Origin of the sequence: Vibrio nigripulchritudo ATCC 27043 (assembly GCF_000222685.1) — a bacterium.
Taxonomy (GTDB): domain Bacteria; phylum Pseudomonadota; class Gammaproteobacteria; order Enterobacterales; family Vibrionaceae; genus Vibrio; species Vibrio nigripulchritudo.
Genome location: NZ_AFWJ01000179.1, coordinates 1 through 20,712, shown reverse-complemented (window position 1 = coordinate 20,712; position 20,712 = coordinate 1). Strand labels below are relative to the sequence as shown.

At 46.6% G+C, this 20,712-nt stretch carries 18 protein-coding genes; 9 read left to right on the top strand and 9 right to left on the bottom strand.

Features of this window, described 5'->3' with window-relative positions; genetic code table 11:
- Positions 1-22: 22 nt before the first annotated feature.
- The gene (locus RH89_RS14385; RefSeq protein ID WP_004403291.1) at positions 23-2,278 is read right to left on the bottom strand and encodes a ribonucleoside-diphosphate reductase subunit alpha; all 2,256 of its coding nucleotides are present in this window, start codon (positions 2,276-2,278) and stop codon (positions 23-25) included.
- A 401-nt stretch (positions 2,279-2,679) separates the two neighbouring features.
- Between RH89_RS14385 and RH89_RS14380 the strand changes: the two genes are divergently transcribed.
- Both RH89_RS14380 and lpdA read left to right on the top strand, forming a co-directional pair.
- Entirely contained in the window at positions 2,680-3,096 is a 417-nt protein-coding gene (locus tag RH89_RS14380; RefSeq protein WP_004403286.1) for a hypothetical protein, read from the top strand.
- Positions 3,097-3,422: 326 nt separating this feature from the next.
- Positions 3,423-5,561 carry a dihydrolipoyl dehydrogenase gene (gene lpdA / locus RH89_RS14375; protein WP_004403284.1) on the top strand — a complete coding sequence of 713 codons (2,139 nt, stop codon included), beginning with the start codon at positions 3,423-3,425 and terminating at the stop codon, positions 5,559-5,561.
- Positions 5,562-5,612: 51 nt separating this feature from the next.
- On the opposite strand, the gene RH89_RS14370 is transcribed toward lpdA, so the two are convergent.
- From RH89_RS14370 to RH89_RS14360, 3 genes are read right to left on the bottom strand one after another with little or no spacing between them, the layout of a single operon-like run.
- Entirely contained in the window at positions 5,613-6,515 is a 903-nt protein-coding gene (locus tag RH89_RS14370) for an EamA family transporter (protein ID WP_004403282.1), read from the bottom strand.
- 4 nt (positions 6,516-6,519) lie between these two features.
- Positions 6,520-7,224 (bottom strand): UTRA domain-containing protein, encoded by a 705-nt coding sequence (locus RH89_RS14365; RefSeq protein WP_004403281.1) that lies wholly within the window; start codon positions 7,222-7,224, stop codon positions 6,520-6,522.
- Positions 7,225-7,227: 3 nt separating this feature from the next.
- The gene (locus RH89_RS14360; RefSeq protein ID WP_004403279.1) at positions 7,228-8,043 is read right to left on the bottom strand and encodes an IclR family transcriptional regulator; all 816 of its coding nucleotides are present in this window, start codon (positions 8,041-8,043) and stop codon (positions 7,228-7,230) included.
- Between the two features lie 175 nt (positions 8,044-8,218).
- On the opposite strand from RH89_RS14360, the gene pta reads away from it, so the two are divergent.
- From pta to creD, 5 genes are all read left to right on the top strand, one after another.
- A complete protein-coding gene (gene pta / locus RH89_RS14355) occupies positions 8,219-9,217 on the top strand; it encodes a phosphate acetyltransferase (protein ID WP_004403277.1) in 999 nt (332 codons plus the stop codon).
- Positions 9,218-9,232: 15 nt separating this feature from the next.
- Positions 9,233-9,985 (top strand): TSUP family transporter, encoded by a 753-nt coding sequence (locus RH89_RS14350; RefSeq protein ID WP_004403276.1) that lies wholly within the window; start codon positions 9,233-9,235, stop codon positions 9,983-9,985.
- A 106-nt stretch (positions 9,986-10,091) separates the two neighbouring features.
- A complete protein-coding gene (locus RH89_RS14345; protein WP_004403268.1) occupies positions 10,092-10,775 on the top strand; it encodes a response regulator in 684 nt (227 codons plus the stop codon).
- Entirely contained in the window at positions 10,772-12,226 is a 1,455-nt protein-coding gene (creC, locus tag RH89_RS14340) for a two-component system sensor histidine kinase CreC (protein WP_004403265.1), read from the top strand. Before RH89_RS14345 ends, creC begins: the two co-directional genes overlap by 4 nt.
- 277 nt (positions 12,227-12,503) lie before the next feature.
- A complete protein-coding gene (gene creD / locus RH89_RS14335; protein ID WP_004403261.1) occupies positions 12,504-13,889 on the top strand; it encodes a cell envelope integrity protein CreD in 1,386 nt (461 codons plus the stop codon).
- A 30-nt stretch (positions 13,890-13,919) separates the two neighbouring features.
- On the opposite strand, the gene RH89_RS14330 is transcribed toward creD, so the two are convergent.
- From RH89_RS14330 to RH89_RS14315, 4 genes are all read right to left on the bottom strand, one after another.
- Complete coding sequence (locus RH89_RS14330; RefSeq protein WP_038146130.1) at positions 13,920-14,492, bottom strand: SOS response-associated peptidase family protein; 573 nt, start codon at positions 14,490-14,492, stop codon at positions 13,920-13,922.
- A gap of 179 nt (positions 14,493-14,671) precedes the next feature.
- A complete protein-coding gene (locus tag RH89_RS14325) occupies positions 14,672-15,274 on the bottom strand; it encodes a TfoX/Sxy family protein (protein ID WP_004403257.1) in 603 nt (200 codons plus the stop codon).
- Between the two features lie 102 nt (positions 15,275-15,376).
- Entirely contained in the window at positions 15,377-16,195 is an 819-nt protein-coding gene (locus tag RH89_RS14320) for a TSUP family transporter (protein ID WP_004403253.1), read from the bottom strand.
- A gap of 71 nt (positions 16,196-16,266) precedes the next feature.
- On the bottom strand, positions 16,267-17,124 hold the full coding sequence (locus RH89_RS14315; protein ID WP_004403249.1) for a TauD/TfdA dioxygenase family protein: 858 nt from the start codon (positions 17,122-17,124) through the stop codon (positions 16,267-16,269).
- Positions 17,125-17,231: 107 nt separating this feature from the next.
- Between RH89_RS14315 and RH89_RS14310 the strand changes: the two genes are divergently transcribed.
- Complete coding sequence (locus RH89_RS14310) at positions 17,232-18,149, top strand: LysR family transcriptional regulator (RefSeq protein WP_004403246.1); 918 nt, start codon at positions 17,232-17,234, stop codon at positions 18,147-18,149.
- Between the two features lies 1 nt (position 18,150).
- Here RH89_RS14310 and RH89_RS14305 read toward each other — a convergent pair whose 3' ends face one another.
- On the bottom strand, positions 18,151-19,818 hold the full coding sequence (locus RH89_RS14305; protein ID WP_004403244.1) for an amidohydrolase: 1,668 nt from the start codon (positions 19,816-19,818) through the stop codon (positions 18,151-18,153).
- A 353-nt stretch (positions 19,819-20,171) separates the two neighbouring features.
- Here RH89_RS14305 and RH89_RS14300 point away from each other — a divergent pair.
- The coding region (locus RH89_RS14300) for a PAS domain-containing protein (RefSeq protein ID WP_004403242.1) at positions 20,172-20,712 on the top strand (541 nt) is incomplete at its 3' end.

The following is a 20,712-nucleotide window of genomic DNA, read 5'->3' as shown; positions in this document are numbered from 1 at the left end:
TATCAATGTGCTGGAGCGTCAGTTATGCGCCACAGCCTACGCACTCTTCATCTTCGTTGTTGCCAACGGTCACTTTCACCGCATTAGCAGAAGGCTTGGTACGCAAGTAGTACATGCCCGTCTTCAAACCGCGCTTCCAGGCATAGAAGTGCATGGCGTTGATTTGAGCAAAGGTAGGCGATGCCAGCCACAGGTTGAGGCTTTGTGACTGACAAACGTAAGGACCACGGTCAGCGGACATATCGATGATAACTTTCTGAGAAAGCTCCCAGATGGTGCGGTATACCGATTTCACATCTTCTGGAATCGCTTCAATCTCTTGCAGAGAACCGTTGTTCAGGATGATGGAATCACGAATTGCCGGCGTCCACAGCCCGCGCTCTTCCAACGCTGCTACTAGATGGCGGTTCACAATGATGAACTCACCTGACAGAGTCTGACGCTTGTAGATGTTGCTGGTTTGCGCTTCGAACGCTTCGGTATTACCCAGAATCTGAGCAGTGGAAGCCGTTGGCATTTGAGCAATCAATAGAGAGTTACGCAGACCGTGCTGTGAGACCTGCTCGCGAAGCGCGTTCCAGTCCCAGCGATCGCTTGGCTGCACATCCCAAAGGTCAAACTGGAAAGTCCCCTGACTTGCTGGCGAACCATCGTAGCTGCTGTAAGCACCAAGATCTCTTGCCAACTCGCTAGAAGCTTCAAGGGACGCATGGTACATGGTTTCTGCGATTGCACGGTTAAGCTCGCGAGCTTCTTCGCTGTCGTAAGCAAGGTGTAGTTTGAAGAACACGTCTGCCAAGCCCTGAATACCCAATCCGACTGGACGGTGAGCGTGGTTAGAGACTTCAATCTTATCGGTTGGATGGTAGTTCACGTCGATAACACGATCTAAGTTCTTAATCGCGATCTTAGTAATCTCGTGCAGCTTATCGAAATCAAACTGACCATCGATAACACACTTAGGCAATGCCAGAGAAGCCAGGTTACACGCTGCAGTCTCTTCAGGAGTGGATACCTCCATGATTTCCGCACACAGGTTACTCGACTTAATCGTACCCAAGTTCTTCTGGTTCGATTTAATATTGCACGAATCTTTGTACAGCATGTACGGAGTACCCGTCTCTGCCTGAGATTCGATAATCTGAGTCATCAGGTTACGCGCTTTGATGGTCTTAATGCCCAGACCTTCGCGTTCGTACTTCTCGTACAGTGCAACGAAGTCATCGCCGTATACATCAGACAAACCTTTCGCATTGTGCTCACTGAACAGCGTCCATTCGCCGTCCAGCTCTACACGCTCCATAAACAGATCAGGAACCCACAACGACAGGAAGAGATCACGTGCACGGAATTCTTCTTTACCGTGGTTCTTACGCAGATCCAGGAAAGATTCAATATCGGCATGCCAAGGTTCCAGGTAGATGGCGAAAGAACCTTTACGCTTACCGCCACCCTGGTCAACGTAACGTGCGGTTTCGTTGAACACTTTCAGCATTGGAATGATGCCGTTAGAGATACCGTTGGTGCCGATGATAGGTGCGCCTGAAGCACGAATATTGTGAATGTGAAGACCGATACCACCAGCGGATTTAGAAATCAGTGCACAGTCTTTCAGCGTGTCGTAGATGCCGGAAATGGAGTCATCTTGCATTGCCAGTAGGAAACAAGAAGAAAGTTGCTGCATCTTACAACCCGCGTTAAACAGGGTTGGAGTCGCGTGGGTGTAGTAACCCAGGCTGAGCATGTCATACAGTTCTTTGATTTGTGCGATGTCTTCACCTGCAACGGCAATCGCTACACGCATGTACATGTCTTGCGGACGTTCTACGATGTTGCCATCGACTTTAAGCAGGTATGAACGTTCAAGAGTTTTGTAACCGAAGTAATCAAATTGGTAGTCACGACGATAGTCAATAAGTTCAGCGATTTCAGGACCTTGTCTGCGCACTTGCGCAACGTAGTCCTCGGAAAGAATGCCAATTTCAGAAAGCTGCTCTGTCGCCCATTGGAAGCCCTGTGTCTCTTTTTGCAAAGAACTGACCAAAACACGTGCTGCCAGCTTGGCGTAGTCAGGGTGCTCGGCGGCTAAACTTGCGGAGGTTTCCGCTAGGAAGACATCAATTTCTGTTACTTTGATGCCATCATACAAACCACTTACGACTTTCTGAGCCACTGCGATTGGCTCAACTTTTAGCCCGTCTGCCAGTGCTTCTGCTCTACGAGTCACTTTATCTAGGCTGGTCTTCTCTCTTCGACCGTCGCGTTTTATTACGTCCATAAACTCTATCTTGTACTCGGTTAAAAACTATATCTTGTATGCAGTTCAAAAAATAACCACTACATCTTGGCATATAGTTCTAGTTGATAACGATTATCAATTCAAGTTGTGTTACATAATTTTCTTCCCTAAAAGAAAAATTTTTAAAGGGTTTATTGACAGCGCGCGAGGCTAGATCAGAGCAAGGAATCTTGCTTTGAAGCACGTAAAATTACGCGTTTTTTCAATTCATCAGCAACTGAACTATCTCAATGAAATGTTTAAACTTTTTGTGAAATTGGTGCAGAAATGAAGTTTCGTGACGTACCGCTTAATTTTTAAAACAAAAATTGGGAGTAGATTTATCAATTGATAATGATTATCATTTAAAAAATATTTCACTCATTTGGGATGTTACTGAAATGGATTCTCTTCACAACCTCATCTTCCGCAATATCGACGACTACCGCTTGAAGGCACAAGATATGAAAACAGAAATGTATCTGTGTGAAGCGGTATTGAGCAAAAGCAATGGTTGTGAACGTGCTCTGCATGCCTACAACGATGCATGCCAGAAGCTAGTGAGGAGTTCTCAGGAAATTGGCGATGATTATTGTGCAATTCGCGTTCTGAAAAAGCTTCATTATGCATTGGTGAATGAGATGAATAACCCGGAACGCGGTCAGGCATTTCGCCACAAAAGCTATCTTCTAGCCTGCGACACGCTTGTGGAAATGTGCCGCCTGTATCGACTGTACGAAAACGAACCTCGCGCCCAAATGTGTCAAGAAGAGTTTTCTCGCTCCATCACGTGTAATCACCCACCAAAATCACACTAAAATTCAAGAATCTCATATTAACTTCGCCTATCTTGATCGTATCTAGCTCAGTTTCAACAAGCTGGGCTTTTCTCTTTTTTTCTTCTCATCTTACCGTTCTCTAAAGAAGCATCCGGAATAAGTAGATTCACTTTTTTTCAAAAAAAGCATAAAAACGTGAAATGAACTCACCAGAAGCTGGGTCTTTTAAAACAGATTCCAAAAACGGGTTATCCTCACATGCATTAACCTGTTTTTATTTACTAGTTTCACTACACTTATATCCAGACCGCAATTTTGAGATAAGTGGTTGATAATTTTGCCAACAACCTAATGAAGGACATGTGATGAGCAAAAAAAAGATATTTCTTGCACTCGGGATAATCGGGTTCATCGTTTTATGGTTTAGCCTCGACTTGGGGCGCTTCCTGACTCTGGAAACCGCGAAGCAACAGCAAGAGCAGTTGTCTTCACTAATTCAAGACAACCCGCTGCTATCTAGCGTGAGTTACTTCGTTATCTACGTCATCGTAACGGCGCTGTCATTACCAGGCGCTGCCATTATGACGTTATTGGGCGGTGCACTGTTTGGCTTTGGCTGGGGTCTGTTACTGGTGTCATTCGCCAGCTCCGTTGGTGCGACACTCGCTTTCCTGTTCAGCCGATTCTTGTTGCGTGACTGGGTGCAGAGTAAATTTGGCGATCGTCTTTCTGCCATTAATGAAGGCGTTGAGAAACAGGGTAAGTTTTACCTGTTCACCCTTCGCTTAATTCCGGTTTTCCCTTTCTTTGTTGTCAACCTGTTGATGGGTCTGACGCCAATCAAAGCGCGCGATTTCTACTGGGTGAGCCAGTTAGGTATGCTGGCAGGCACAGCCGTTTATGTGAATGCTGGTACTCAGCTTGCTGAAATTGATTCACTAGCGGGCATCATCTCTCCTCCAATTCTGCTTTCGTTTGTATTGCTGGGTTTGTTCCCTCTGATTGCGAAGAAACTGGTTGATATCATCGCTGCACGTAAAGTTTACGAAGGCTACAAAAAGCCATCAAAATTCGACACCAACATGGTTGTGATTGGTGCAGGTTCTGGTGGTTTGGTATCGGCTTACATTGCCGCAGCAGTGAAAGCTAAAGTGACACTGATTGAGCGTCACAAGATGGGTGGTGACTGTTTGAACACAGGTTGTGTACCTTCCAAAGCTTTAATTCGTGCAGCTCACACCATGAAAGAGATTTCTCAGGCTAAGCGCTTCGGTATCGAAGCTGGCGAAGCCAAAGCGGACTTTTCTGCCGTAATGGAACGCGTGCAAGATGTGATTGCCGGTATCGAACCTCACGATTCTGTTGAGCGTTACACATCATTGGGTGTGGATTGCGTCACTGGTGAAGCCAAAGTCCTTTCACCATGGGAAGTAGAAGTTAACGGTGAGCGCATCACCACCAAAAATATCGTTATCGCCACTGGCGCTCGCCCGCTCGTACCGGGTATTCCTGGGCTTAACGAAGTGGAATACCTGACATCCGACAACGTATGGGAATTACGTGAACAGCCTGAAAAGTTGCTTGTATTAGGTGGTGGACCAATCGGCTGTGAATTGGCACAAAGCTTTAGCCTTCTGGGATCAGATGTAACTCTGGTTGAAATGGCAGAGCAAATCCTGATTCGTGAAGACAGAGAAGCTTCTGAGCTCGTTGCTAGCCACCTAACAGAGGATGGAGTGAACCTGCTCACGGGTCACAAAGCGGCACAGTTTGGTCGTGATGACCAAGGTCAGTTTGCAGAGCTTGAGCATAATGGCGAAACCAAACGCGTGTACTTCGATAAAGTACTGCTTGCTCTTGGTCGTGTTGCCAACGTGAAAGGCTTCGGTCTGGAAGATTTGGGTATTGAAGTCACTAACCGTGGTACGGTTGAAGTGAACGACTTCCTGCAAACCAAGTATCCGAATATCTTCGCTGTGGGTGACGTATGTGGTCCATTCCAGCTGACACACGCCGCTGCTCATCAGGCATGGTATGCCGCTGTGAACGGCTTGTTTGGTCAGTTTAAGAAGTTCAAAGCAGATTACCGCGTAATGCCTGCTGCGACTTACACTACACCAGAAGTCGCACGAGTGGGGATTAACGAGAGCGAAGCCAAACAAAAAGGCATCGATTACGAAGTGGCGACTTATGGCATCGACGATCTGGACCGCGCTATCACGGATGGTGCAGACATCGGTTTTATCAAGGTCATTACGCCTAAAGGCAAAGATACGATTCTGGGCGTCACCATTGTCGGACATGGTGCTGGAGAGTTGCTGGCTGAATTTACGCTCGCGATGAAGTACAACCTTGGTCTGAACAAGATTCTGGGTACGGTTCACCCTTATCCAACCATGAGTGAAGCGGCTAAATACACCGCTGGAGTTTGGAAGAAAGCCAATGCCCCAGAGAAATTGCTGGAGTGGGTTCAGAAATTCCACGGCTGGCAACGCGGTAAGTAAGCCAGTACAGTTAGAATCTAATAACAAAATGCCTCGTTTAACGAGGCATTTTTAGTTGGTAAGCGCCAAAACCAAGCCAGCAACAATACAAATCACACCGACGCCCCGCGTATAGAGCCATTTCTCTTTCAAGAAAACGATGCCAAGCAACAAACCAAAAATAATGCTGGTCTGGCGCAGTGCCACAACCAGGCTCACGTTCTCAGTCAGAGTCATGGCATAAAGAACGAGCGTATACGTCACACCCATCATAATGCCCGCGACCGTCGCTGACTTCTTCATCGCCCAGCCTGCTGCAAACACATCCCATTTTTTCCTGACAGCAAACACCAGGCTCAGGGTCATCGCCATAAAACCAAACTGAACACCGAGATAAAAAATGGCCACCTGCTGAGCGTTGTGAATGCCCGCGACGCTGTGAGAAACAATGTCTATCGCGACTTTATCCAGAATCGAATATCCAGTGGTGCCTATTGCTGCGACCAACGCCCAAGCAACACCGGCATTCATGTAATCTGCCAGCTTAAATTGACGAAATGAGACTAATGGGACACACAAGCACCCCAAAGTAATCAGCCCAAACCCTATCCATTGAGGTAAGGAAAGTACCTGCCCCAGAATGGCGGTTCCTACACCCACCATTAACACTGGCAATGCTCGCGCAATGGGATATATCACCCCAACATCGGCACGTTGGTAAGCATACGCTAACCCCAGAATATAAAGCGCTTGAAAAGCTGCACTGATCATCACCCACAACCAGAATTCAACTGGGAGTGATACCTCTGGGTAGGTCAGAAACCACAAAGTAAAAGGAAACAACAAAAGGGTCGGAGCAAAAGATGAGGCCAGAAAAAATGCACCTCCTGCCCCCTGTTTCGACTTGCCAATGATGTTCCAGCTTGCATGCAGCAATGCGGAAAAAATCACCAGCACTATGGTAAATGTCGACATCGATTTAGATTTTCAACTCCACAGTAGATTCAATGCTGATGGCGTCATGGCGCCAGTATTCCACTCTGCAATCAATGATGGCACCTGTAGCATCCATACAGGTTCTTTCTATCACCATTGCGGGGGCGCCGGGCGTAGCCCGTAATGCCTGAGCGATTTCTCCAAGCAGTGAAGTGGTTCGCAGCCTGATCTGCGTTGAGGCGGGATGAACACCAAATTCAGACGAGCAAATGCCACTTAACGAATGAGTCAGATCGTGTTCAAGAAGCGTTGGTGCAAAGTCTGGCTGCACGTAATGTGTCACATAAACCACGGGTCTCTCGTCCAGAAAACGTAAGCGCTCAATTTGGTGAACATCTGAGAAAGGCTGAAGATCGAGTATCTGCGACGCGTATTTTGTCGCCAGTACTGTCTTTGCCTTTAACACTTCGGTTCTTGGATTGCGCTCATTGGCTTTTGCAAGTGCGGTAAAACTGAAGTCCTTACCCGGGTCATAACGCATGGCTGACGGAGAAATAAACCATCCCCGTCGATCTTCTCTGAATATCTTGCCTTCTGTTTCCAGAAGCGACAGCGCCTCTCGCAGTGTTACCCGCGTCGTATTAAATGACTCTGCAAGTTTCCGCTCCGGCGGTAGTTTTTGCCCTGCGGGTAACAAACCCGACTCTATCTGTTCTTCAATAACGGTTTTTATATCGACGTATTGCACTGATCAGTCACCATTTCCAGCCAGAAATTCATCTTCTTCCTCTTCTATTTTGGCTAATGCATTGGCTGCGCGCTGCAAAGCCGGAAGAAAATGCAAAGCCTGTTCTGGTTTTAGACGAATAATAGGCGCCTGAATAGCGATACCAAGATTAGAGCGACCACGTTTTGAAGGCACCAGTACCGCCACGCAAAACAGACCGGGAAGAAACTCTTCGTTATCGATGGCATAACCGTTGTTTTTCACGATATCCAGTTCTTCTTCAAGCTCTTCGATGCTGGTTTTGGTGTGTTGAGTATAGCGTTCAAGCTCTGTGGTGGTCAGGACTCGACGGCGCTGTTTCGCATTCATGTTGGCGAGGAACAATTTACCAGTGGCGCTACAATGAACCGGAACTCGCGAACCAGGGTGCAGGTAGAATCTCAGCGGTGCTTCTGTCTCTACCCTATCCACATAAACAATCTCACCTCCCGAGAGGGCCGTTAGATTACAGCTTTCTCCGACCTCTTTTTGCAGTTGCAACAATACCGCATGCCTTGCGCTGTGGATTGTGCTGTTCAGCAAAAGCTTTTCTGCAAACCGACGAAGCCGAATTCCAGTGCTGTAATGCCTGTCATCATGGTCACGCTGGACAATACCTGCGCTCTCCAGTTGCTGAAGCATCCGGTGCAGGGTTGGTTTCGGCAAACCGGTTTCTTCAACCAAACTCTGTAAAGAAAAAAATTCGTCCTTTTCGGCAATCACTTCTAACAACGCAAAAAGACGCAAAGTGGGCGTGTCTCCTTCCACTTTGGGAAGATGAGGGGATGACTGGCTATCCATAACTCTCCGGGCTTTATTTGAAACAAGGTCTTCTGACGCCATCACTTATAGCAAGAAAGCAAAATGATTTATACCACATAGCGGATTTTACATTGATCTATGGGGTGTCAGTCGTTAGCATTACTATAATAAATCATTTTACGGAACAAAATGTATCAATAAATGGAATTTAAACATGAAAGCAATAGAACGCATCATTCTTAGTGCCAAGGAAAACCCAAAAACCATTGCTCTTTGTGAAGGTCAGGATCCGCGGGTCATCAAAGCCGCTCTGCGAGCCCAAAAAGAAAATATTGCCAAAGTCATTTTAGTAGGCAGTAATCGAGATCTCGAAACTCAGGCAAGGGCACAAGGGTTAGATCTGCATGAACTGACACTGGTCGAAACCCATAATTCAGAATGGAAGCCAGATCTGGCTCAGGCAATGTATGAAGCAAGGAAACATAAGGGAATGACTCAGGAAGATGCCACTCGGATCATCGATCAGCCGCTGGTTTTCGCTAACATGCTGGTCAGGCAGGGTTATGCCGATGGTCTCGTCGCAGGCGCAGTTCACACCACGGCAGAAGTGGTTCGGCATGCCATTCAACTCATTGGTACTAATCGCGACTTTCCGCTGGTATCGAGCTTTTTCATCATGATGCTTTGCGAGCCTTTTCACCAGCACAAAGGTTCGCTTATCTTTACGGATTGTGGATTGGTCGTAGACCCAAATGAAGAGCAACTGGCAAACATAGCTATCACCGCCTCTAAAAGCGCCACACAACTTCTTAATGTGGAGCCAAGGATTGCCATGCTCTCGTTCTCAACAAACGGTAGCGCACAACACTCTGCTGTTGATAAAGTAATAAACGCAGCCAAGCTGGTAAAAAATAAGCACCCCGATCTTACAATTGATGAGGATGTTCAGTTTGATGCCGCTATTGTTAAAGAGATAGCTTCAAAAAAATCCCCTAACTCTGCGGTGCAGGGGGATGCGAATATTCTGGTTTTTCCCAACCTGGAAGCGGGCAACATAGGCTATAAACTGGCTGAAAGGCTGAGTGGAGCAAAAGCCATTGGTCCTCTTCTACAAGGATTAGCCAAACCCGCAAATGATTTATCCAGAGGATGCAGTGAAGACGATATCTTTCACGTTATCGCGACAACTGTTGTTCAAGCACAACATACCTGAGGTAGCCAACCACGAATGGAACTGACCCTGTTGCTCGTCATTATTGCCTTTGGCACTTATTTCCAGACCGTGACGGGGTTTGGGCTTGCCATCATCATTGTTGGGCTCACCAGTGCTTTTAAGCTGTACAGTTTGCCAGTCGTCGCTGCAATCATCAGTCTGATCACAGTCGCCAACTGCGTAACAGCGTTAAAAGCAGTGGGAAGGCGCACACCCTGGCGTAAGTGGGTATTCACTGTTCTTGGTTCAATTCCCGGTGTGTATATCGGTGTTTGGGGTCTCAACCACCTGAGTGGAGATGCTTTGAGCGTATTGGAATTCTTGCTGGGCGGGATGATTCTGTACAGTGCCATCAGCCTGTTCCGACGCACTGCCGCAAAACAAGAGCTGTCGAGTTTTGCTAGTTTCTCTGTTGCAGGTTTTGCGTCAGGGCTGAGCGGTGGTTTGTTTGGTTTGGGTGGTCCCCCACTGATTTATCACTTTTACCGTCAGCCAATGGCAATCGAACATATTCGCGCATTGCTTCTTTCGACCTTTCTGTGCAGTTCTCTGTCCCGAACCATCATTTTGGCGTGGGAAAGTCAGCTCACTCCAGAGATCCTGACCATCTCTGCCATTGCTATTCCTTTAGTTATGGTGGTCACGTATCTCACCCAGAAATACCCAAGCGATATCGAACCAAATACGATGAGAAAAGGTATCGCACTGGTTTTATTCCTGATAGCCATAAGACTTATGGCACCTTTCTTTATAGATTTAATTGTCTAATTAACTCTGCAAAGAATCGGCTTATCGAAAATCCATCATCTATCCTTACTTTTGATTTCGACAGAAGAGTATACTCTACGCATATCCTGCTGAATCGAGTCGAATTTTGAATATTCTGATCATTGAAGATGAGCCTGCTATCGCTGAAAACCTTATCCACGTTCTGGAAATGGATGGCTACCAGGTGGACTGGTTTTCTACTGCCGGAGAGGGGCTGGCGCATTTGAAGTCCCACCATCCCGATCTGCTGGTTCTGGATGTCGGCTTACCCGACGGCAACGGATTTGAACTCTGCAAAACCATTCGGGACTTTTCTGCGATTCCGATTATTTTCCTAACCGCACGTAACGATGAAATCGATCGGGTGGTCGGTCTGGAAATCGGTGCAGACGACTATGTCACCAAACCCTTTAGCCCACGTGAAATGCTTGCCCGTATTAAGCTACGTATCAAATCCCGCCCGGTCAGCCCAACTTCAGAACCAGAAATGCAAACGGCAACTTCCTCGGGTTTATATGCGGAAAACTTCGACTACAGTGTCAATGGGGAGCACCTTGGTCTCACCGCCGTAGAATTCAAAATTCTTCATAAGCTGATTGAGGTTTCTGCCAACGTATTAAGCCGGGAGCAACTCATGGTTGCAGCGGACATGACGCCTGATGCCGTTTACGAACGCAACATTGATTCCCACATCAAAGCCATCCGCAACAAACTGAAGCCTTATGGAATGGCGGATCGCATCTGCACCAAACGAGGCTTCGGCTACTACTATCTGAAGGAGCAGGAATGACCGGGAAAACATCACACTGGCCCAGAATTCCACTCGGAATCCGCCTGTTCTTTCTCTATTTCGTACTGGTTGGGATGACGGCTTACATCGTAAGCCAGACTGTGATTCAGGAACTCAAACCAACGGTGCGTCAGGCGACAGAAGAAACCTTGGTGGATATGGCGAACCTGCTGGCTGTGCTAGCAGAGGAAGACGTCGCCAATGGTGAGATGACGGAAAGCCGATTCGCCCGTCTTTTGGCGGCGTATGGCAAGCGGGAACCAGAAGCCAGAATCTGGGAAATTGGTAAGAAGGTCATCAACCACCGAATTTACATCACTGATAAAAACGGCATCGTCATCGCCGACTCGTGGCAGCAAGATGTAGGCGCAGATTACTCCCAGTGGAACGACGTTTACCTCACTTTGCGCGGTCAATATGGTGCCAGAAGCACGATTGAAGACCCGAAAGATCCGCTCTCTACCGTGATGCACGTTGCGGCTCCCATTTATCATCAGGGCGAAATCATTGGCAGCGTCACCGTAGCAAAAGCCAACCGCAGTGTTCAGCCGTTCATCGACCTTTCCAAGCGTAATGTGCTGTTCTGGATGATGTGGATGACGGGGCTAGTTCTGCTGGCGGGGGCTTTGATTGCCTGGCGTATCCATTCCGCTTTACACAAATTGGAAAACTACGCCGACAAAATGGGTCGGGGAGAAAAAGTCACCAAACCCAAATTCCGAATCTTTTACGAATACAGCACCCTGAGCGATGCACTTGAGAAAATGCGTAACCAGCTTGATGGCAAGCAATACGTCGAAGATTACGTTCAGACACTGACTCATGAGCTGAAAAGCCCGCTTTCTGCCATTAAAGGAGCCAGCGAAATTTTACAGATGCCGTTACCGGAAGAAAAAATCACCCGGTTTGCGGGCAATATTGAGCGGGAAAGCGACCGAATGCAGTCGCTGGTCGATAAACTGCTTGATCTGACCCGGCTAGAAAAAATGCCGGAACTGGAAAAGACCGAACGCCTTAACCCTAAATCCATGCTGGAAGAGATCATACAAGCATCCGATTCACGTTTGAGCAGAAAGCAACTCACATGCGAATTGAACACGGACTCGCCAATCGAGTTAGTGGGAGATGGGTTCCTACTAAAACAAGCCTTGTTTAACTTAATGGATAACGCCTTAGACTTCGCCTTTGAACATGGTGAAATTCACTGGCGAGTAACCAAATTGGATGAACATGTAGCGTTGGTTATCGAAAATCAAGGACCAGCCATTCCCGAGTATGCGCTTGAAAGAGTGACAGAACGCTTTTACTCCCTTCCGCGAGAAAACGGAGCCAAGAGCACAGGGCTGGGATTGAACTTCGTTGAACAGGTTGCAAAGTTGCACAACGGCAGTCTGATTGTCGAGAACATTGAAAAAGGTGTCAGGGTCACACTCGAGCTGCCTTCTCCATAAAAACTCCACATTGACTCCATTCACTCTCCAAGTTGCTGTTTTAGAGTGGACTTAACCTGAACTCGGGATAAGAAGTTAGCTACTGTCTTAAAAATGAAGGCAAATAACCAATTGAAGTCTTCTAATGAGAAATTTTTACTTAAGACAAGGCGAAGCCACGAACCAATAACGGGTTATTGGGAGAGGGTTCAACACAGTATTAAGTGAAAAGAGCCATTAGAGAGCAAGTTGTTATCCCGAGTTCAGGTTACTACCCAGCAACTCAAGGAGAGTGATAATGAGAAAAATCTTAAACAATCAGTTAGGCATAAAGTTCGGCTTTGTGCTGTTTCTGTTTTTGCTACTGCAAGTCCCAGTTTCTATGATTGACGGGCTGATTTCAGAGCGATCTTACCGCCAAGACGAGGTAAGAGCTGACATTGCCAGAAGCAGCAGTGGTGAACAACGTGTTATTGGTCCTTTCATTAACATCAACTACACCGAAACCATCACCAACAAAGAAAAAGAGTACACCGTTGATCGTCAGGCATTCATCTTGCCCGAATCCTTTAACCTGACGTCTCATCTGGAAAGTTTCGAAAAATACAGAGGCATCTACAAAGCCAGACTTTATCAGGCACAAACCTCTGTCCATGGTCACTTTGATATGTCCTTAATAGACGAGCTCAGTGACTATGACATTGACAGTGTCAGCCTGGTGGTTGGCATCCGCGACAGCCGTGGACTTATCAATCTCGGCGATTTGTCGCTCAACGGTCAGGCAATTGAAGTGGTTCCGGGGACTGGGATGAACCAGATGGCTCAGGGTTTTCATAACAAACTGGATATCCGTACTCTGGATACGTCAGAACCATTAAACTTCGATTTGAACTTCTTGTTACAGGGGATGGGTACACTGCAAATTTCGCCAATTGGCAAAAATACTCAAGTGGCTTTGTCGTCCAGTTGGCCACACCCGAGCTTTATTGGCGATTATCTGCCGACTTCTTCCGACATCAATGAGTCCGGATTCGAAGCCAAGTGGTCCACCAACAACTTTTCTACCAACATTACCCAGCTGTTTGATCAGTGCCTGTCGGACAACACCCAATGCTACGAACTGGAAAGCCGACAAATGGGCGTGGACCTAATTGACCCGGTAGATCACTATCTAAAATCTCACCGGGCGATCAATTACTCGCTATTGGTCATTACTCTGATCTTCGCCAGCTTCTTCTTATTGGAACTGTTCCAGGCAAGACCAATCCACCCGATCCAATATGGTTTCGTCGGGCTTGCGTTAGCAGTATTTTACTTGTTGTTGATTTCGCTGAGTGAGCACACCGGCTTTAACTGGGCGTACCTCGTTTCGGCTGTCGCTTCAACAGGATTACTCGGCGTGTACGTTGCAGGCATGTTATCCAATACCAAACACGGCGCCATTTTTGGAGCCAGTTTACTTATCCTTTATGGATTGCTGTTCGGTCTTCTACAAGCAGAAAGCTACGCATTGCTGATGGGCACATTACTCTGCTTTGTCGTTCTGAGCTTTGTTATGGTACTGACACGTAATGTGAACTGGTATGAACGCAGCGCCAAAGCCGCCAGTCAGAATGAAGACGTCTATGACATTGATTTTGATGACATCCCAGAACCTGAAACCAAAAGCAAAGACCCGTCATAAACCAGAATAGAGCCGCAAAAGCGGCTCTGTTCATTTCTCTACCACAGGCATTGCCTTCAAGGGTTGCTGCTCCTCAAGCTGAAGTAGGTCTTTGGCATCTGAGGGTGAGGCAAACAGCCAACGGCTAACGTCAGAACGCGGAATCAGCAACGGCATTCTATGGTGGTATTGGGCATAACCCTGATCGGGCTTAGTGGTGAGCGTGACAACCTTATTCATCGACTCCAGTGCGATTGCTGCCATATAAAGTGGTTCATCCGATGGTGATTGAAAGAGGTATTTCTGCTTTCCATTGTCCTGAGGGGTCCATTCATACCAACCACCGCATGGGACGACGACTCTTGAGGTTTCGAAGGCATGCTTAAAGGTGGGTTTGGATGCAACTGTTTCTGCCTGAGCATTAATAATGACTCGCTTAGCCCAATGAGGTTTAATCCCCCACCGCAAATCAAACTGCTGCATTCCCATGGCTCCAGCGCCTACAGTCGCCAACGTTTCTGTGGGTCTGAGGTCTGGGTTAGGTTTTGCGGAAAACTGAATCCCTAATTGTTCGCACACTTGCTGGACAAATGGGTCGTCCATTATGTTTAATCTGCCGCAGATAACTATTCTCCACTCGCTACAACTGTGAGTAGAAAAAGTATAGTGTCTTATTTTTAAGATTCCCAATTCCCCAAAAAAGAGTCATTGAAAATCGTCATAAGTGCAGGAAGCCAGGGAATAAAAAAAGCAGGTCTTTCGACCTGCTAAGTAGGTGATCTTTAAAATCTGCGCGGTTTTTATTAAGAAGCGCGATTGCCTATGATCATTTGATAGTCAGCATCCAACCTGCGCTTTTCCTCTTCAGGAAGCACTGTCCAATGTTGACCTGTCCTCGCTCCTTCAATTTCATAAAGGAGCTTTGGAGAGACATCAAGATCAAGCCCCAGATTGACGATTTTGCTGACAATATTGGCGGTTGTATCTTGTTGAAGATCGGTCATCGAGCCGATTCCGATCCGACGAAATAGTTTCAAATGCAATCGCCGCACGTTAGGTAACAACCTAAGCGGCTGATTGGCTCGATGATCGTGATTCGCTGCTTCAATAGAAAGATCCACCGCTTTCACAAAACTGTTTTCGTCCAGTTCTGAGTGCAGTGAGAAGTAGTGAGCAGCAATTTTAAAATCGCCTTTCATCTGAGCTTCGGGCTGGCATTCACCACACCCTAAGTCGACGAGCTGGTCTTTAAGTTTGTCTCCAGCTCTTAAGAAAACATGCTCATCGCGAGCAACCGCAAAGATTATGTCGTCACAGAAAATACCTGTGCCACCAAACATTGCGCGAGAGCTTACGCGTCCAAATCGCTGCGCGATGAGTATGGTTGAATCTACATTTACATTCATACCCTTTCCCCCCTATGGTACATCCTTGGCTTTGTGCTTCAGGAATGCCAGCACCCTCATACTGGCAACACACATTTATTGCGTTCCTTCCGCCAAACTGCTTTAGAGTTTGGATATCAGTGCCATCGTTTCAGTTACGAACATATGATGATCACTGTCGACAATCAGTTTGACTGTCATGAGTAACGTAACGGTGATAAATACAGGACGAACCACTTTATCGCCGTTGTGAATTACGATCTTGCTTCCTAGTACCGAACCTAAAATCTGTCCGGCACCCATTACTAAACCCAGTTTGTAATCAACGGTTCCTAGCCCGATAAAGAACAATAAAGAGACTAAGTTACCAATCAGGTTCAATGGTTTCGTGGCGATGGTGGCTTGCTTGATCGTAAAACCTAACAGAATTACGAAAGCCACCATCCAAATTGAACCTGTACCCGGACCGAAAAAGCCGTTGTAAAAACCAATGGCTAAACCACACATCATCATGAAGCGTCGGTTAGACATCTTGGCTTCGGTCGCCACGTTATTTTTAATTCTTTTCGATAAAATTGAATAAAAGGTGATACACACCATTAAGATGGGTAGCAAAAGCTGCAACACATCTTTTGGAAACAGACTGACGGAATAGGAACCCAACACAGCCCCTATTCCTGTCATAAAAATCCCGAATGCAAATCCTTTCAGTTTTATTTCATTGTTTAGCCAGTAGGTGATCAATGCCGTAGTTTCACCTATTACTGCCTGCAACCTATTTGTACCCAGTACTACGAGAGGTGGTACACCTGCAAGCATCATGCTTGGCACGGTGATCAGCCCGCCGCCACCAGCAATCGCGTCGACGATGCCAGCGATTAACGCCGCGCAAAACAACCAAATCAAAACACTTTCAGAAACTTCAAAAAGCGACAGCTCCATTTGTCAAACTCCGTACAGGGCAAAAAAAGCCGAGCCTTGTACCATTGACCAAGGCTCGGTAAAACATGGATTTAGGACGTTCTGCGGTTCACAATTACACGATGCATTACTCGTAATGAACCGTGATAATCGTTTACCGCGTGGTGTTGCACCGACCGGTTGTCCCACATAACAACCGTGCCATTTTCCCACTTAATGCGGGTGGTGAACTCGGGCTTGGCAACATGATCAAAGAGGTACTCCAAAATTGGCGTACTTTCCTCTAAGGTCAGGTTGGCAAATCTCTCTGTATGCTCCTTATTGACGTAGATGGCGTGATGCCCCGTCTCTTCGTGAGTCATAATTGACGGATGAATCGCTTCAAACGTCGCGTTTGCTGTAGCAATTTGACTAAAGTTAGTCAGATGCGGAATTTTTTGCTTAGCCGACTGATGCTTATTTGAAATGTAAACCGCGTCGTTATTCAGCAAGAACTCTTTCATTCCCGAAGACAGCTTTTGAAAAGCCTTTTGGCTGTCTGAGAAAATTGTGTCGCCACCCACTGTAGGGGTAGCCCTTGCCGTTAACATTGTAAAATCAGGTGGATTGTCTAAATACGTGGAATCCACATGCCACATACCACTGAAGTTTTCTGCCTGATCGGGTTCTTTGCGTATTTCCACAATATTCGGGAAACCCTCTATTCCGCTAGAAAACGGGTATTTTTGAACCACGCCAAGTTTTTCAGCAAAGTCCATTAATTCCTGAGAACTCATATCCTGTTTACGGAATACAAGTAGTTTGTTTTCAATGAGTAGCTTATAAAGCTCCTTAAAGCCTGAGCTGTCTATTTCCGACAGTTTTAAACCCTTTATTTCCAACCCCATACTGCGTGCAATGGGTTGAGCCTCGATATCTATCTCAAAATGTGTAGAAGCAACCTTATCCATGAGTTAAGTCCGTTTTTTAAATTAATTATGCGACGCCGATATTAGTATCAATTTTCATCATGTAGTTAAATTAATCATATCTAACTCCAATATTAAGGCTGGACTTAATGCTGACTTCACAGGACCTCGAATTTTTCGACACTATTGCTAATAGCCAATCGCTGGCTGCGGCGGCCCGTACACTTAACGTAACACCCCCGAGTATCTCGCAGAGGCTGCAAGCATTAGAGAAGAAGCTGAATGTAAAATTAGTCGAACGCAGCGTCCGTTCAACGACCTTGACAGAGGAAGGTGAAAAGCTGGCCAAACGGGGGCGCAAGCTGCTTGTCGACATAGAGTCATTACAGAATGAGATACTTGCTGATAAGCAAGTAATTGAAGGTGAACTACGGGTACTATCCCCTTTAGGATTCGGCATCGACTACATCGCTCCTCTTGTCACAGAGTTTCAGGAACGCTACCCAAATATTGATATCGACCTGACTCTTTCCGACATACCACGTTGGACCGACAGACAACATCCAGATGTAATGGTTTACATTGGTGAATTAAAGAACTCTTCACTCAAATGCATACATCTTGCGGAAAATCGTCGTCTTTTGTTGGCATCTCCTCATTACTTGCGAAATTCAGCACCTTTGCTTTGTCCGCAGGATTTGCACAAGCACCAATGTATCGCTTTAAGGGAAAATGATGAAGATGTAACCATGTGGAAGTTTGAAGCTGCCGACAATCAGCCACCCACTGGTGTCAGGATCCATCCTAAATTGTCGAGTAATGTCGGGCAGGTCATCAAAGACTGGGCAATCGATGGTCGGGGAATCATTCAGCGTTCAGAGTGGGACGTGACCAAAGAGCTCAAGTCTGGCGAACTGGTCTCTTTGCTGACGGATTTCCCTTTACCCAGAGCAGATGTGGTGGCATTGGTTTCCGACGACAGGCAACAGAGACCATTAAAGGTCAACCTGTTTCTGGACTTCATCAAAGCACGTTTGGCAAACAGACCTTGGTTTAATAAGGCGTGATTTACTCCAGCAGGAAGACGATGTTTCCCATTGCCATAGTCAGCCATACTGGGGCATAGGGAATGTCTTCCGCATCTATTTTGGTGATGTCTTCTCCAAGCACAACCAGATCCGCATATTTGCCGACTTCCAGTGTTCCGGTGATATGATCGATCCCAAGGCTTCGCGCGGGGTTAATGGTGTATGCGGCAATAGCGGTGTCTATGTCAGGTAACCCATATTTTCCAAGCCGAAGGCTATTGGCAATACTCGCCAGAGGGCTGATTGGGTTAACGTTCCAGTCGCTACTGAGTGTCACATTTGCACCCGACTGGTAGAGCAAATGCAGTGGCATCAAATCGTGGGAGCGTTTCTTACCCAGAAACCTCTTTGCCCAGCTATGGTCACGTTGCGCAGCATATTCCGAGCCAACCTGCATGTCGGCACTGACGCCCAGGCGTGAAAACCTTAGTACGTCTTTCACATCCACCATCTCAACATGAGTCAGGGTGTATGGCACTTCTAGTGCGTCTTCATCCAGACTTTCTATCGCATTCAGCGACGCTCGAACCGCCTTATCCCCAATGGCATGAATGTGGGCACCGTACCCAATACCATTGAGCTGATGCAGCCACTCCTGCATTTTTCCTGGTGGAATGTAGTAAAGCCCGTCGTTGCTTTTGGGCATGTAAGTGAACAGATAAGGAGCCAGGGTTTTGGCAGTGCCGTTAATAAGGATACCGTCGCTGTACATTTTCACCTGGTCAATGCGGAGCCAGCCGGAATCATCGTTGCGATAGATACGTTCAAAATATTTCAGCTGTTCCAGCATGTCATCTTGCGGGTAAACCCAAGGTCGGAGCGACACCCGCGCTGTCAGCGCATTGTTGATTTCAGCTTGTTGCCACACTTCGAGCCAGCCGCGTTTCCAGTACATCCTGCCATCGCCGATGGTGGTAATACCGTGCTGTGAAGCCTCACTCAGACCATTGAGCAAACCTCTGTAGCTCGCTTCAAACAGGTTGTCGGTACTTTTCCAAGCCAGCTCCATGACGATGTCACCAGCGTTGTCGAGCAGTATGCCGTTAAGCTTTCCTTTTTTATCTTTAAGGATACGACCACCAGCCGGATGCGGCGTTTTGGCTGTTATGCCTGCTTCTTTCAAAGCCGCGCTGTTGACCCACATAGAATGCGACGTCTGCTCCATCAAAATAACGGGCTTATCTGGAAATACACTGTCTAATACTTGAAGAGGAGTACGCTTGTTCGATTTGTGGAGGATATGGTCAAGCTGAAAGCCGTAGCCAATAATCCATTTGTGGTTTTTTCCGTATTGTTTGCAATACCTTAGATAGGGAATTTGCTCTTCCAACGTCACATCAGGGTCAACATAACAATCGCCCCCGACTTCCGATGCAGCTTCAAATACATGATTATGGTTGTCGATAAATCCGGGCAATACCAAAGCACCATTTGCATTGACTACTTTAGTTTCAACATCGATATATTCTTCGACGCCATTCGCGTCACCTAAATATTCAATTTTTCCTTCCCGGATAGCCATTGAAGAAACACGGTAGCCTTTGCCAACGTATATTTTTGCGTTGGTAATAACGGAGTCAGCCTTAATTACTGCGGAGGTAGGAGAAATAAAAAAAGCCAGCGCGCACCCAAGTAACAGACGCTTCATAGTGTGACTCCGTAGATAAACCCGAGATGGATTATTGAGAATGAATTTAGAATGACCAATAGAGGAAGACAGACAATTTCATTTAGAAACAAAAAGTTCAATCGGATATCTGAATCTAACTCTTTGAATAATGATAGGTCATATTTTTCGTGAATGTAACAGACCGCTCAGTAATTTAAATCCTGTCTCGAATATTAGAGTTTATTTATTTTATAGCTCAAAATTAAATCGAAGCGCGGGTTTTATGAGCTACTGATCATAGAAATATGTAAATATGAATTTTTATTTTGAATTCCTCGTATTTATTGTGCTTATATGTGCCCCTCAAAAGGCTCAGATGGAATAGATATCACATGAATTCATCACTTTCAAAATCAGCTCAAGAAGTTTTGGTCGGAGAAAATGAACAACTGGTTTCCACTACCGATCTTAAGGGCGTGATTACCTATTGTAATCCTGCTTTCTGTCGAGTAGCTGGCTTCGAAGAACAAGAGTTGCTCGGTCAGAATCATAATATTGTCCGACACGCTGACATGCCTAAGGCGGCATTTGGCGACATGTGGTCTCATTTGAAGAAAGGCAATGCGTGGCGTGGAATCGTAAAGAATCGCACCAAAAATGGTGGGTTCTACTGGGTAGACGCCTACGTTACCCCCATTTACGAACACGGCAGCATTGTGGGTTATCAGTCTGTTCGCGTTAAACCGAAATCCAATTGGGTAGATGTGGCGTCCACCGCATACAAAAAACTGCTTGCCGCAGAAAAAAGTGGCCGCAGCGCGGCATTTGCCCTGCCAGCGGCTTTTAAATACACCGCGCTCGCTGCGGCATGTGCCGTTCCTGTTATTGGAAGCCTGATCGAATCTGGCGTGTCCTGGCAGTTCTATGATGAGT

Bases quoted from the DNA above. Each gene is read 5' to 3' on its own strand.
- RH89_RS14325 (WP_004403257.1), bottom strand. From the start codon at position 15,274: ATGAATGTAAATGTAGATTCAACCATACTCATCGCGCAGCGATTTGGA.
- lpdA (WP_004403284.1), top strand. From the start codon at position 3,423: ATGAGCAAAAAAAAGATATTTCTTGCACTCGGGATAATCGGGTTCATC.
- RH89_RS14320 (WP_004403253.1), bottom strand. From the start codon at position 16,195: ATGGAGCTGTCGCTTTTTGAAGTTTCTGAAAGTGTTTTGATTTGGTTG.
- RH89_RS14360 (WP_004403279.1), bottom strand. From the start codon at position 8,043: ATGGATAGCCAGTCATCCCCTCATCTTCCCAAAGTGGAAGGAGACACG.
- RH89_RS14370 (WP_004403282.1), bottom strand. From the start codon at position 6,515: ATGTCGACATTTACCATAGTGCTGGTGATTTTTTCCGCATTGCTGCAT.
- RH89_RS14315 (WP_004403249.1), bottom strand. From the start codon at position 17,124: ATGGATAAGGTTGCTTCTACACATTTTGAGATAGATATCGAGGCTCAA.
- creC (WP_004403265.1), top strand. From the start codon at position 10,772: ATGACCGGGAAAACATCACACTGGCCCAGAATTCCACTCGGAATCCGC.
- RH89_RS14385 (WP_004403291.1), bottom strand. From the start codon at position 2,278: ATGGACGTAATAAAACGCGACGGTCGAAGAGAGAAGACCAGCCTAGAT.
- pta (WP_004403277.1), top strand. From the start codon at position 8,219: ATGAAAGCAATAGAACGCATCATTCTTAGTGCCAAGGAAAACCCAAAA.
- RH89_RS14305 (WP_004403244.1), bottom strand. From the start codon at position 19,818: ATGAAGCGTCTGTTACTTGGGTGCGCGCTGGCTTTTTTTATTTCTCCT.
- RH89_RS14380 (WP_004403286.1), top strand. From the start codon at position 2,680: ATGGATTCTCTTCACAACCTCATCTTCCGCAATATCGACGACTACCGC.
- RH89_RS14310 (WP_004403246.1), top strand. From the start codon at position 17,232: ATGCTGACTTCACAGGACCTCGAATTTTTCGACACTATTGCTAATAGC.
- RH89_RS14350 (WP_004403276.1), top strand. From the start codon at position 9,233: ATGGAACTGACCCTGTTGCTCGTCATTATTGCCTTTGGCACTTATTTC.
- creD (WP_004403261.1), top strand. From the start codon at position 12,504: ATGAGAAAAATCTTAAACAATCAGTTAGGCATAAAGTTCGGCTTTGTG.